The 13,683-nt window shown below is 56.5% G+C and carries 8 protein-coding genes; 3 read left to right on the forward strand and 5 right to left on the reverse strand.

Annotated elements, in window-relative coordinates:
- Entirely contained in the window at positions 1-2,385 is a 2,385-nt protein-coding gene (locus OZX62_RS04740) for a glycosyl hydrolase family 65 protein (RefSeq protein ID WP_277176870.1), read from the forward strand.
- 127 nt (positions 2,386-2,512) lie between these two features.
- Positions 2,513-3,502 (forward strand): LacI family DNA-binding transcriptional regulator, encoded by a 990-nt coding sequence (locus OZX62_RS04745; protein WP_277176871.1) that lies wholly within the window; start codon positions 2,513-2,515, stop codon positions 3,500-3,502.
- 51 nt (positions 3,503-3,553) lie between these two features.
- Here OZX62_RS04745 and OZX62_RS04750 read toward each other — a convergent pair whose 3' ends face one another.
- The 5 genes from OZX62_RS04750 to OZX62_RS04770 form a co-directional block, all read right to left on the reverse strand.
- On the reverse strand, positions 3,554-4,591 hold the full coding sequence (locus OZX62_RS04750) for an alpha/beta hydrolase (protein ID WP_277176872.1): 1,038 nt from the start codon (positions 4,589-4,591) through the stop codon (positions 3,554-3,556).
- A 276-nt stretch (positions 4,592-4,867) separates the two neighbouring features.
- Positions 4,868-5,794 (reverse strand): LysR family transcriptional regulator, encoded by a 927-nt coding sequence (locus tag OZX62_RS04755; protein ID WP_277176873.1) that lies wholly within the window; start codon positions 5,792-5,794, stop codon positions 4,868-4,870.
- 126 nt (positions 5,795-5,920) lie between these two features.
- The gene (locus OZX62_RS04760; protein ID WP_277176874.1) at positions 5,921-6,586 is read right to left on the reverse strand and encodes an HAD family phosphatase; all 666 of its coding nucleotides are present in this window, start codon (positions 6,584-6,586) and stop codon (positions 5,921-5,923) included.
- A 73-nt stretch (positions 6,587-6,659) separates the two neighbouring features.
- Positions 6,660-8,648, reverse strand: a complete 1,989-nt coding sequence (locus OZX62_RS04765) for a bifunctional ADP-dependent NAD(P)H-hydrate dehydratase/NAD(P)H-hydrate epimerase (protein ID WP_277176875.1) — start codon at positions 8,646-8,648, stop codon at positions 6,660-6,662.
- Between the two features lie 98 nt (positions 8,649-8,746).
- Entirely contained in the window at positions 8,747-10,348 is a 1,602-nt protein-coding gene (locus tag OZX62_RS04770) for an ABC-F family ATP-binding cassette domain-containing protein (RefSeq protein ID WP_277176876.1), read from the reverse strand.
- A 375-nt stretch (positions 10,349-10,723) separates the two neighbouring features.
- Here OZX62_RS04770 and uvrA point away from each other — a divergent pair, with 375 nt between their 5' ends.
- Positions 10,724-13,660 (forward strand): excinuclease ABC subunit UvrA, encoded by a 2,937-nt coding sequence (gene uvrA, locus OZX62_RS04775; protein WP_277177034.1) that lies wholly within the window; start codon positions 10,724-10,726, stop codon positions 13,658-13,660.
- Positions 13,661-13,683: the final 23 nt, after the last annotated feature.

Below are 13,683 nucleotides of genomic sequence, written 5' to 3' on the forward strand. Positions count from 1 at the left end.
GTGACTCAGCATCCGAGCAAACAGATTGACTCGGAAGATGCCACAGCTCCCATTCATCGGGGGCAGAATACAAACTCCGATGAATGGGAGCTGTGGCAGCATCTTCCTTCGCAGCCCATGGACGAAAAACGCTATCCGATCGACCCTTGGAAATTCGTCCGTTACGGATCAACCGACGAGGAGAGCGCAACATTGTTCTCGCTTTCCAACGGTTGCATCGGTGTTCGCGGTGATTCCGGCAAGCCAAGAGGCTTGGGGTCGGGCACGTTTCTCAACGGGTTTCATGAGACCTCACCCATCAGCCACAACGAGAATGCGCACGGGTACTCGCGTGTCGGTCAGACCATCCAAGGCGTTCCCGATGTCTGTGATTTTCGCTTCAGCGTAGACGGCCGTGAGCTTTCCGGCGATGACCGGATATGGCAGGAAATCGACTTCAAAAAGGGGAGCGCAACCCGCTTCTATAAGCATGCACTCGAAGACGGTGCATGTCTGGAAATTGATATCACGACCATGGTCTGCCTGTTCCGCAGGGATCTGATGACGGTCACGGTGCGTTTGCGCGCCGTCGGCGCCGACCTTCATCTTTCTGTTGAGGCACCGATCAATGTCGAGGACGTGCAGAGTGGAGAATCCGTTGAACGTGCAAGAGTTCGTTGCGCGGCCGACAACGGGCTCAGACATCTTGACGTTGATGGTTTCACCTGTAACGATAACAACGAGACCTACGGGGCCTATCATTGTGTCAACTCCGGGATGGCGATGGCCGTCGGCTTTTCGCAGTTCCTTGATGGCATATCCGTTCCGTCTTCGTTCGATGTCGATTTGCGCGATGGGGTGGAACAAACGCTGGTTCGTTACGCCTCCTACAATTCGCAGGATATTGAACCGGTAGGCATTCCCGAAGGGCTTAAGGTCGTCGTTTCGCAAGAAACGGACTTCTCGGAGTTGGTGAAACGTTGCGCCGAAACACTGCGATGGGCTCGCGGGCAAGGTGAACGCGCGTTGTGCTCGCAACAGGAACAATGTCTTTCCGAATTCTGGGATCTTGCGGATATCTCCATCGAGGACGACAGCCAAGGACGCACCGAACAGATCCTGCGCTGGGAACTGTTCCAGCTGGCCCAGGCCACCATGTTCATCCCCAATGGCGTCTCCGCCAAGGGAATGAGTGGCACAGGTTATTCCGGCCATTACTTCTGGGATACCGAGACCTACATTCTTCCGTTCCTCGCCTATACGTTCCCTGAACGTGCAAGGGACATTCTTTCCTACCGTTTTCGCATGTTGCCGGCCGCTCGGAAACGTGCGAAGATGCTGGATGTGAACGGAGCCCTGTTCCCATGGCGCACCATCGACGGCGAGGAAGCATCGGGATACTTCGTGGCCAGCACCGCGCAATATCATATCGATGCGGACATCGCCTATGCGGTATGCCAATACACTGCGGTCAGTGGCGACCGGGAGTTTCTTGCCCGTGAGGGCGTGGACTTGTTGGTCGAGACGGCACGGATGTGGGCAAGTCTCGGTTTCTTCGGTGAAGACGGCGCGTTCCATATCAATACAGTCACCGGGCCCGACGAATACACCGTCATGGTCAACGACAACTATTACACCAATGCCATGGCGCAGTTCAACCTTCGTGCAGCCGCCCGGGCATTGGACCAGCTGGACCCTGACAGCAGACTCGCTGCCGGCAAGCGTCTTTCCATTGGACAGAACGAACCTGCGGATTGGCTGAAGGCGGCCGACGCTATGAAGTTGCCTTACGACCCGTCCCGTCGGATCCATTTGCAGGATGCCGATGTGCTGTCGCGCGAACCTTGGAATGGTGAGGGAGACATCAAACAACCGTTGTTCCTCCATTACCATCCCATCAATGTGTATCGTCGCCGTATCCTCAAACAGACCGATACCGTTCTTGCGCTGTATTTGCTTTCATCGCAGTTCGATATCGATGCCAAGCGCCGGGATTTTGACTTCTACGACCCATTGACCATTCAGGATTCCTCGCTTTCGGCTTCTTCCCAGGCCATCATCGCTGCGGAAGTAGGCTATGAGGACTTGGCCATGCAGTATTTCCGGCGTTCGCTGTATGCGGATGTCGCCAATCTGCATCGCAATACGAGGGATGGCATCCATCTTGCCTCGGCTGGTGGCGTCTGGCTTTCCGTGGTTGCAGGCTTCGGTGGTTTTCGAGATTCAGGTGGGTGTCAGCTTTCGATAGATCCTCATCTGCCGCCAACCTGGCGATCCATGACCTACCGTTTGAAGATACGGGGGTCGCTGATCGAGGTCTGGCTCGATGGCGGCGGCGTCAAGCTTCGTCGTTTGGCCGGCAGTCCCGTAAGCCTTCTCGTCGAGGGAGAATCCCGTCAGGTTTAAGCCGTTGGTCGGAATCTGACCCGTTCTTTCCGCCCGCGCACACATAAATCGATATACAATTGAACGACATTGATGGATGGTGGTGTGCATGGTTTCAAAGACGAACGCAAAAGCGAGAATAGAAGACGTGGCCGTCGAAGCGAAAGTTTCTACGGCCACGGTTTCCCGTGCCATTCACGGTTTGTCCGGGGTGAGCAATGAAACCCGGCGTAAGGTTCTTTCGGTCGCCCGTTCCATGGGCTACTCACCCTCCCATAGCGCAATGTCCCTTGCCAGCGGCTCGACGCAATCGGTGGGATTGGTACTGCCTGATGTCTCCCGTTGGTTTTTCGCCAACGCGGTGGAGGCGGCGGAACTGCTGCTCAGAACCATGAACTATGACGCGTTGGTTTATTCGCTGCCCGATTATGTTTCCGGCGGAAGACCGCGGTTCAATCCCGAAGTGCTGCGCAGCAAGGTCGATGCCGTCGCGGTTTTGTCGCTTTTCTTCGACGATGAAGAAGTCCGACAGCTTCGTTCGTTGGATGTCCCGGTTGCTTTCCTTTCAGTGATTCAGCCGGGATTTTCACATGTGGGCATCGATGACGAGCAGGCGATGGAGATGGCCTGTGAGCATCTTATCGGGCTTGGTCACAAGGTGATCGGGCATCTTTCGGGCATGACCAATGACAAATGCCCGAGCGCGCCGACCCAGCGCCGTCGAAATGCATGGATCGAAAGTCTTAAAAGTCACGGGCTTGAATGTGGTCCGGACATGGAGTCACCGGCCGATATCATGACGGCTAAAAACGGGTTTATCGCCACCAACATTTTATTGGATCGGCGTCCCGATATCACCGCCATCGTCGCGTCATCCGACGAGATGGCGATGGGGGCGATACAGGCCTTGCGCAATCGTGGGATTTTGCCCGGACATGAGGTTTCCGTTGTCGGCATCGATGGGCATGATCTTGCCGCTGCCTTCGACCTCACTTCTGTTGAACAGCCGGTTCAGGACGAAAGCCGAGAAATGGTCAATGTGCTGTTGCGGCAGATCAAAGGGGAAACACATATCCAACAGAAACTGTTCCCGACACGTCTTGTCGTCCGAGGCTCGTCAGGGCCACCGGTTCGCTGAGTTTCCCGACGAACGGTGCCAGGAAACTCAGATTGCAGATAAAACGCAGATTTAGAGCTGACGGTATGAGAAATCGCGAATTTTTTGCAGGGCTGCAGCGCTTTCCTCCAGCCATGTCATGCAAACCGGATAGACGTGTCCCAAGGTTTCACCGGGTTGCGTATGGGGGTTGTTGAGGTAGAAATCGCGGCCATGTGCGCTCAAGACCGTACTCAATTTCATGGTCTCGGTTTGGATGAAATCATCATTCGACGTATTGAGGAACAGCGGCGGCAAATCCACATTGCGGCACAAATAATCCAGGTTGGTCCAATCGCCGGCTTTCTTGATAAGAGGACCGAAGAACGACGGTGCGATTGTCGAAAGGGTGCTGGTGTCGGCTTTTTCGGAGGTTATCGGATTCTGTTGCGCTCCCGGCGTGTAGGCAGCAATGTCGAACAGGCCGGAAATGTAGACGGCACCTTTGATGTTTAGGCCCGTGCGCTTGATGCCCAGTGCTTCGGCCATTGTTTCGGAGCGTTCGATGGCTGTGGAGTAAAGTCCCAACGTGCCACCGGCCGAATCTCCGGTGATGAAAATCGAATTCCGGTCGACCGGGTAATCGTCCAAATGCGCCGAAATCCAAGCGAAAGCGGCTTCGATGTCGGCAAGCTGTCCCAAGAAATCCGTTTGCGGCATCGGCCGGTAATTCAGCGAGAAAACGGCGAAACCTTCTGCTGCCAAGTGGGTGTTGAAGTTACGGTTAAGCTCCTTGTAGCCGTAAACGAATCCGCCTCCATGGATATCGATATAGACAGGAAGGGATTTGCCCGCGCGCACCACCGCGTCGTGAGGCAGGTAAAGGTCGAGCTTATGGCCGCGAATTTGGTCGGCGCTTCCGCAATAGGGGATATCGGCGATTACATCGATGCCCTCAGGGTCCTGCCAATAACTGTTGCGAGGCATATCGCCGCGGCCCATGCCAAGTCGGGTCGATAGAACGGCGTCGGCCAGCTTCGGATCACAGTCGGCAAGGTCCTCGTCCAATTGCGTCCACGTTTGCAGGATTTTGCGCTCATCGTCGTCGATTTTGAGGCCAGTTCCGGTCATAGGGATTCCTTTCAGTGTCAGTAATGCTTCATTGCGCTACATTCGGAAGAACCGGATGATAGTGTGAACAGTTCAATTTTAGGCAATTGCGCCGACTGTGCCACGGCTTTTTGAATTTTGGACATGTCGGATATTTGCCACTCAATCCTGCAGAAAATTGATCGATATCGGTATTGTGCTTTGCCCATGTGTTGCGTTCGTTTGTCGCCTATCCGACGCCTAATCGGCGCACGGGCATGCGAAGCGGTTGTCTGGTACCTGTCCGACGCTTGCCCATCAATCGTTGATCAATGTGTAGCCGTGGCTGGCGATGACCGACTTGAGCTTGGCAAGGTAGCTTTCGGCGGCGTTGGAGAGGTTGGCGCGTTCGTTGGTGATCCAGCCGAGCAGCATGGTCTCGTCGGTGTCGAGCGGGACGGTGACGATCTTTTCGTTGTTGAGGTCGCCGTTGTCGATGCCGGTGCACACCGTGTAGCCGTTGAGCCCGATGATGAAGTTCAGGATCGTGGCGCGGTCGGTGACGGTGATGAGCTTGGGGGAGTCCTTGGGCCAGACCGCTTCCTCGGCGAAGTAGAAGCTGCCTTCCTCACCCTGTTCGTATTGGATGAACGGGTACGGTTTGAGGTCGTCCATCGTGACCTTTTTCCTTGTCGCGAGCGGATTGTCGCGTGAAATGAAGACATGCAAAGGCGCGCGGAAAAGCGGATGGAACTCGAGATGCTTACCACGCAGCAGCTTGCCGATGACGTCCTTGTTGAAATCGGAAAGGTAAAGGATGCCGATTTCGGAAAGCATGTTGGCGACCTGGTCGATGATGTCGCGCGTGCGGGTCTCACGGATGGTGAATTCGTATTCGTCGGATTCGATGGAATTAATCATTTCGACGAAGGCTTCGACGGCGAACATATAGTGTTGGGTCGAGACGCTGCACAGCTGCTTGCGCGGCTTGGCGTGCTTGTAGCGCTCCTCCATGAGCTCGGCCTGATCAAGTACTTGGCGCGCATAGGTGAGGAATTCGGCACCGTCAACGGTGAGCGCGATGCCTTGTGACGAGCGGGTGAAGATCTCGATGCCCATCTCGTGCTCAAGCTCCTTGACGGACGAGCTCAGCGCGGGCTGGGAGACATACAGCTCGTGCGAGGCTTCGTTCATCGAGCCGCACTCCACGATTTTGACGATATATTTCAGCTGCAGCAGTGTCATATCCAAAGTTTATAACAAAGTGTGTATCGAGCGGATTAACTTATAACAACTTCTGACACTGATATTGTCGTTGCCGACCACGTCAAAATTTCAACGCGTAAATAGATACAAATATCTCGGTAACGTTCAGATTTTTACGCCCAGACGCTGCAGCTCTTTCCGTGCGTTGGAAGCATCGTTGAAATGTACACCTTGGATGCCAACGGCTTTCGCGCCGTCCACATTGGCTTGCGTATCGTCGAAGAATACCGTTTGCACTGGATTGAGCCCGAAACGGTTCAAGGCAAGGTTGAAGATGTCGGCGTTCGGCTTGTGCATCTTCTCGACGCCCGAAACCACCGTATCCTGCAGCAGGCGTTCCAGCTGCGGGAACTTTTCGAAGGCCAGATGGAACGTTTCGTGCGACCAATTGGTCAGCCCCCAGACGCCATAACCGGCCTTGCGCAGATCCGTCAGCAGCGCTTCCATCCCGTCGATCATTTTCGGCAGGGCATCGTCATAGTGCTCGATGTAATAGGTGAACGCTTTGGCCAGATCCTCGCCGTATTGCTGGTGATAATCCTTGATGACATCAGCGAAATCGTCGCCCGCATCCATACGAGCCTCGGCGGCGAAGAACCCGTAGATGTCGTCTTCGTCCGCGCACAGGGTGTCAACGAATTTCTGCGGGAAATGGCCTTGGAGGCACGGCCGATAGTTCAGTTCGACGAGCACGCCGCAGAAGTCGAACATGACATCGTGGATTTCGCTGTTCCGGTTGGCAACGTCATTGTCATCAACGTTATTCATCATTGTTTCCCGTTTCTTCCCTGGTTTGGTTTTATACGTTGGTATTATCAAAACTGGTCAATTGACCATATTATACCTAGTTCTGCAACAATTCATCGAATGCTTGAGGCAATGCTGCGATGACGTCGGTCGCCACAATCGGATGCCCCGGCTTGCCTTCCGGCGTGATGGTGCCGTCCGCGTCGAAAATCTCGGGAGGCTCCCAGCCGTGCTGGTCGGACTCGGAGGCCAGACTTGCGGCGTAACCGTGGATATAGCTTGCACTGGCGGCGGTCATGATGTCGAGACTCGGGTCGTGCTGCAATGCGCCGTCACCTTGCTGTGCCAACATTGCGGCCATGACCCCTGCCAGCACGTCCCCGGCTCCGGCCGTTGCCAGCCAAGCGGGCCCGCTGCCGGAAATGCAGGTTGTGGTCATCCTGCGTGTGCCGTCGCCGTTTCCGGTTTCTGCTTCGGGTCCGGCGGGAAGACCTGCAACATTTGAATCGCCGACGACAATGGTCACCGCGCCCTTGAGCAGCACGGTCGCACCGGTCAGCTCATGCGCCCGTTTGGCCCAATGCCATGGTTCAGCGGTGATGTCTGCCGTGTCAACGTCTTCGCCGCGGCGGCTCAGCAACGCCGCAAGTTCGCCGGCATGCGGGGTGATGATGACATGAGCCGGCACGCGTTCGGGCAACAGATCAAGTGCGCCCGCATCGACGCAGATCGGCGGCATGAACCAAGGCTCGCGCTCGTAATCGATGCTCGGGTCGGTGGCGCCCCAAACGATTTCGGTCTGTTCGGTAGTGCGTGACGTTTTTTCCTTGTCCAGATCGTGGACCGGGATTTCGGTTTCGCCAGTTGTCTTGCGAACGTTCTCGTTCGGCAATGTATAATGCTTGAGCAACGCCGCGATGGCTTCGCGCTGACCGTCGGAGCCGGGTAGACCGTGTCTGTTGGAATTCTGATTATCGGCATCGCTTACGGCGGCCGCTGTCGGAACGCCGGAACCGACGGCCCAGGCTTCAACACGGCCTTTGCCGAGAACGATTTCGGGGGAATTCCGCAGTACCATATCGGACGCATTCACCGGTCCCATATAACGCACCATACCGATGTTGGAACGGACGGCTGCTGAGGAACTCAGCACAGCGGCACCCGGGTATTTTGCCGAGCCTGTAATCAGTCCGACGACGCCGCGTGAGTATTTGGAATCGGATGGTTTCGGCAGTCGTATCGTGCTGCCGGCGGTCTCGTCGATGGATGAGACGACGGGGTAGGCGTAGGTGATGTCGAAACCGAAGTCGACAAGGATCACGCGACCACAGGCGAAAGCCGCAGGGGGCAGCATTGCGCAGGGTTTCATCGCACCGAACATCACCGTGACATCGGCTGGAATATAGCTGCCGGGCAACGTGCCGTCGTCCACGCCGACGCCGGAAGGCGTATCGATGGCGACCACAAGCGGCTTCTGCTCTTGTTCGGTGCCGGCAACGGAATTCGGCATCTCCGTTTCCGTCCCATCATCGTTGGTGGGATGAAGGATATTCGCCATGGTTGCGGCAGGCCCTCGCAAGGCTCCTTGCACACCGATACCGGTCATCGCGTCGAGAACCACATCGGCCTGTTGAGTCAGTTCGATGGCAGCTTGGAGCCGTTCTCCCGCCTCACCGGCACCAAAGCCGGCCGCAACACCTGGGATATCGGCTTCAGGATTGATGATCAGCAACCGTCCACCGCTGCGGGTGAAAGCCAGTAGACCTTGTAAATGCAACGATTTTCCGACGGCAATGGCCGTAACCTGGGCACCGGCGCGAGCCAATTGTGCGGCGGCGAAAAGCCCGTCTCCGCCATTGTCCCCGGCACCGGCGAGCAGCACGATTTTGGACCCGTCGATATCGATATCATGCTCGTCAAGCAGTTCGGCGGTCACCCTTGCCGCCGCCGAGGCGGCCATGCGCATCAGCGGCACGCCCCGATCAAGCAACGGACGTTCCATACCGCGCACGGTCTCGACGCTGTAGGCCCGCCGTTGCAGCATCGATTTGCGCATCAGTTCCGTCATCGTTACCTCGTCCATCATGTGCCTTCCGCTTTATCCGAATAGAGCGGCAAACGATGATGTCTGCCGCTCGCTATCTATTGCTATCTCATATCGTAGCTTATCTATTGCGTTTGTTGTTATTCTTCGGCGACCAAGTCGAGGTAATCGTCGCTCCACAGGTCCTCGTCGCCGTCAGGCATCAGCAGCACTCGTTCCGGGTTGAGGGCCTTGACCGCGCCCTCGTCGTGGGTGACCAGAATGATGGCGCCCTCGTATTTGGCGATGGCCTTGAGAATCTCGTCACGCGAAACCGGGTCGAGATTGTTGGTCGGCTCGTCGAGCAGCAGCACGTTGGCGCGTGAAGTCACCAACGTCGCCAGCGCAAGCCTCGTCTGTTCGCCGCCGGAAAGCACCTTGGCCAGTTTGAACGCATCGTCACCGGAGAACAGGAAGCTGCCCAAAATCGAACGGGCGTGGGTGTCGTCAAGGTCAGGGGCGACGTGCTGCAGGTTCTCGAGCACGGTCGCATCCATCTCCAACGTGTCGTGTTCCTGTGCGAAATAGCCGATCTTGCAACCATGTCCGTAGACGACTTCGCCGGTATCGGGCTTGTCCTCGCCGGCCAGAATGCGCAGCGTCGTGGTCTTGCCCGCGCCGTTGTAGCCTAGGATGACCACACGCGAACCCTTGTCGATGGCCAGATTGATGCCGCTGAAGACGATGTTGGAACCGAACGCCTTGGATATCTCCTTGGCCATGATCGGTGTCTTGCCGCATGGAGCCGGTTCAGGGAAGCGGATGTCCGCGACCTTCTCCTGCCGTTCGGCCTCGCTGGTCTCCGAAAGCAGACGCTCCGCACGACGCATCATGTTCTGTGCCGCGACGGCCTTGGTCGCTTTGGCGTGCAGACGAATGCCCTGCTTCATCAGACGTGCGGCCTTCTTCTCGGCCACCTCGCGCTCACGGCGTCGGCGTTCCTCATCCACCACGCGCTGCTTCAGATAGGCCTTCCAACCCAACGAATACATGTCAATCTGCGCGGTCTGCGCGTCCAGGTGCCAGACCTTGTTGACCACTTCATCCAGCAGTTCCGTGGAGTGGGAGATGACCAGGAACCCGCCCTCGAAGCGCTTCAGGTAGCCGCGCAGCCACTCGATGGAATCCGCGTCCAAATGGTTGGTCGGTTCGTCAAGAATCAAGGTGTCAGCATCGGAGAACAAAATACGCGCCAGTTCGATGCGTCGTTTCTGGCCGCCGGAAAGCGTTCCGATGGGCTGCTGCATCGTCTCATTGGGAAGACCAAGACTCGCCGCCATGGAAATCGCCTCGGACTGCGCTGCGTAGCCACCGGCCTTCTCGAACGCCTGCATGGCCTTGTCATACTTGTCCATCGCTTTTTCCATGACCTTCGGGTTTTCGTTGGTCATTTCCTTTTCGGCCTTGCGCATGCGCTTGATGATGGCGGCGATATCGCGTGCGCTCATCATGCGGTCAAGTGCCGTCTGATCGGGGTCGTCGGCGTGGGTGTCCTGCGGCAGATAGCCGAGCTTGCCGGAGATGCGCACCTTGCCGGCCGTGGGGAGCAGGTCGCCGGTAATGACACGGGTCAGGGTGGTCTTGCCGGCGCCGTTGCGTCCGACCAGGCCGATCTTGTCGCCCTTGCTCACATGAAAATCAGTGGGATTGAGCAGCGTTCGTGCCCCGATCTGAATTTCCAGCCCTTGCGCCTCGATTGCCATACCTTATTACCTATCCTGTTGCTATCACGAAATTGCGGCCAAATATACCAACATGCCATCATAGCGACACGTCTGCTTTTATTGAAGCAATACGGTATAAGGCGTAATTAAAATAACGGCACAGTTCTGGCTTTCCGCCAATAACATAAGTCACGGAAGCATTCTTTTATTTTGTGGGTTGATGCTTAAGGATAAGTACTGGATTCAGCCATGACAACAGGGAATCGAACAATTGTTCGAACCGTCCACTATAGTGGGTTATCCTACAGTGGAGCATTTGGCATCAAGCGGAGGTAAGCATTGGCAACAGCATCGACGGCGCGCAAATCCGGGAAAACAGACGATTCGTCGGCAAGTGTGGTGGCGCAGAAGCTGATGGATAGCGACTCGTTCCTGTCCCAGGAAATCGCGAAGGCGCCGCTGCGCAAAACCGGCAATTCGCTGGTGGCGGACATCTCGCATATTCCCAGCGATCTGAAGATCACGGTTCAGGGCGCTCGCGAGCACAACCTCAAGAACATCGACCTTGCCATTCCGCGTAACCGTATGGTCGTATTTACCGGGCTTTCCGGTTCCGGCAAGTCCTCGCTGGCCTTCGATACGCTGTTCGCCGAAGGGCAGCGTCGCTATGTCGAATCGCTCAGTGCATACGCCCGCCAGTTCCTCGGGCAGATGGACAAGCCCGACGTTGATTTCATCGAGGGCCTGAGCCCGGCCGTTTCCATCGACCAGAAGACCACCAACCGCAACCCGCGTTCGACGGTCGGCACCATCACCGAAATCTACGATTATTTGCGTCTGCTGTTCTCGCGTACCGGCATTCCGCATTGCCCGATTTGCGGCGAGGTCGTTAGCGCCCAGACACCGCAGCAGATGGTCGACACGTTGATGAAGAAGCCGGAAAAGACCCGCTTCCAGATTCTGGCGCCGGTCGTTCGTGGGCGTAAGGGTGAATTTGAAGATTTGCTTGAACTGCTTCGTGGCGACGGTTATTCTCGCGCTTTGATTGATGGCGAGATGCGTCAGCTTTCCGACGACATCAAGCTGACCAAGCAGAAGAAGCACACCATCGAGGTCGTGGTCGACCGTCTGGTCATCAAGGACGGCATTCGCCAGCGCCTCACCGATTCCATTGAAACCGCGTTGAAACTCGCCAAGGGCATTGTAGTCATCGATTATGTCGATCTGGACGAGAAGGACCCCAACCGTCGGGAACCGTTCAGCGAGAAGCGTTCCTGTCCGAACGGCCATCAGCTCGAATTGGACGAGATCGAACCGCGTACGTTCTCCTTCAACGCCCCTTATGGTGCGTGCCCAGATTGCGACGGCATCGGCTATAAGCTGGAAATCGACCCCGAACTGGTCATTCCCGACCCGAGCAAATCGCTGAACGAAAACGCCATCGAACCGTGGGGCATGACCAAGGGCACCGGCGAATACTATCGTCATGTCCTTGAAGGATTGGGCGAAGAGATGGGCTTCAGCCTTGATACCCCGTGGAAAGACCTACCCAAGAAAATCCAGCACGCCATTATGTATGGTCATGACTTCAAGGTCAAGGTCTCCTACCGTAACCGTTGGGGAAGGCTTCGCGAATACAGCACCGGTTTCGAAGGTGTGGTGCGTACGCTTATGCGACGCCACGACGAGACCGACTCTGACCAGATGAAACTGTATTACGAATCGTATATGCGCGAAGTGCCGTGCCAGACCTGCCAAGGCAAGCGTCTGCGTCCCGAGGTGTTGGCGGTCACCGTCGACGGCAAGTCCATCGCCGACGTCTGCGATATGCCGGTGGAACGCAGCCTCAAATGGATTCGTTCACTGAAACTCGAAGGCTCAGCCGCGCTGATTGCCGGCGAGGTGCTGAAAGAAATTCGTGCGCGTCTCGGCTTCATGAATGATGTCGGATTGAACTATCTGACGCTTTCTCGTGCCGCCAAGACGCTTTCCGGCGGTGAAGCGCAGCGTATCCGTTTGGCCACCCAGATCGGCAGTGGCTTAGTCGGCGTCATGTATGTGCTTGATGAACCGTCCATCGGTCTGCATCAGCGTGACAACGAGCGCCTGATCAAGACCTTGCACCATTTGCGTGACCTTGGCAATACGCTGATCGTGGTCGAACACGATCAGGAAACCATCGAAAAGGCTGACTGGCTGGTCGACATCGGCCCTGGCGCCGGCGAGCGCGGCGGGGAAGTTGTATATTCGGGCCCTGCCGCACATGTCGTTGAAGCGCCTCGTTCCATCACCGGTGACTACATCGCCGGTCGGCGGACGATTGAGGTGCCGAAGAAACGTCGCAAAACCGACAGGAACCGGCAACTCAAAGTCATCGGAGCGCGCGAGAACAATCTCAAGAACATCAACGTCTCGATTCCGCTGGGTGTGATGACCTGTATCACCGGCGTCTCCGGTTCCGGCAAGTCGACGCTCATCAATTCGATTCTTTATCCTTCGCTTGCCGACAAACTCAACGGCGCACGTATCGTGCCGGGCAAGCACACCCGCGTCGAAGGCATCGAGCAGTGCGATAAGGTCATCCACGTCGACCAGAACCCGATTGGTCGTACTCCGCGAAGCAACCCCGCGACCTATACGGGCGTATGGGACAAGATTCGCCAGCTTTTCGCCAAGACCCCTGAGGCTCAGGTTCGCGGCTACGGTCCCGGTCGTTTCTCCTTCAATGTGAAAGGCGGGCGTTGCGAGGCCTGCCATGGCGACGGCACTATCAAGATCGAGATGAACTTCCTGCCCGACGTCTACGTGGAATGCGAGGAATGCCACGGCAAACGCTACAACCGCGAGACCCTTGAGGTGAAGTACAACGGCAAATCCGTGGCCGACGTGCTCAACATGCCTATTTCCGAAGCGGCGGAATTCTTTAAGGCTTATACCGGTATCTCCCGTTATCTCGATACGTTGGTTGATGTTGGCCTTGGTTACATTCGTCTTGGCCAGCCGGCGACCACGCTTTCCGGCGGCGAATCCCAGCGTGTGAAGCTCGCCACCGAGCTGCAGCGCCGTTCCACCGGGCGCACGGTCTATATTCTCGATGAGCCGACCACCGGTCTGCACTTCGAGGACGTTCGCAAGCTGCTGCAGGTTTTGCAGGGCTTGGTCGACAAGGGCAACACGGTGATTGTCATCGAACACAACCTCGATGTGGTCAAGTCCGCGGACTGGATTATCGATCTCGGCCCTGAGGGCGGCGACGGCGGAGGCACCATCGTCACGCAAGGCACGCCGGAACATGTGGCCAAGTGTGAAAAGAGCTGGACGGGCAAGTATCTCGGTCCTATGCTCAAGTGACTCCTTGTTGCAAGGCTAATTGG

This window comes from Bifidobacterium sp. ESL0690 (assembly GCF_029392315.1).
Classification (GTDB): Bacteria; Actinomycetota; Actinomycetes; order Actinomycetales; family Bifidobacteriaceae; genus Bifidobacterium.

Bases quoted from the DNA above. Each gene is read 5' to 3' on its own strand.
- OZX62_RS04760 (WP_277176874.1), bottom strand. From the start codon at position 6,586: ATGATGAATAACGTTGATGACAATGACGTTGCCAACCGGAACAGCGAA.
- OZX62_RS04750 (WP_277176872.1), bottom strand. From the start codon at position 4,591: ATGACCGGAACTGGCCTCAAAATCGACGACGATGAGCGCAAAATCCTG.
- OZX62_RS04755 (WP_277176873.1), bottom strand. From the start codon at position 5,794: ATGACACTGCTGCAGCTGAAATATATCGTCAAAATCGTGGAGTGCGGC.
- OZX62_RS04765 (WP_277176875.1), bottom strand. From the start codon at position 8,648: ATGATGGACGAGGTAACGATGACGGAACTGATGCGCAAATCGATGCTG.
- OZX62_RS04770 (WP_277176876.1), bottom strand. From the start codon at position 10,348: ATGGCAATCGAGGCGCAAGGGCTGGAAATTCAGATCGGGGCACGAACG.
- uvrA (WP_277177034.1), top strand. From the start codon at position 10,724: ATGGATAGCGACTCGTTCCTGTCCCAGGAAATCGCGAAGGCGCCGCTG.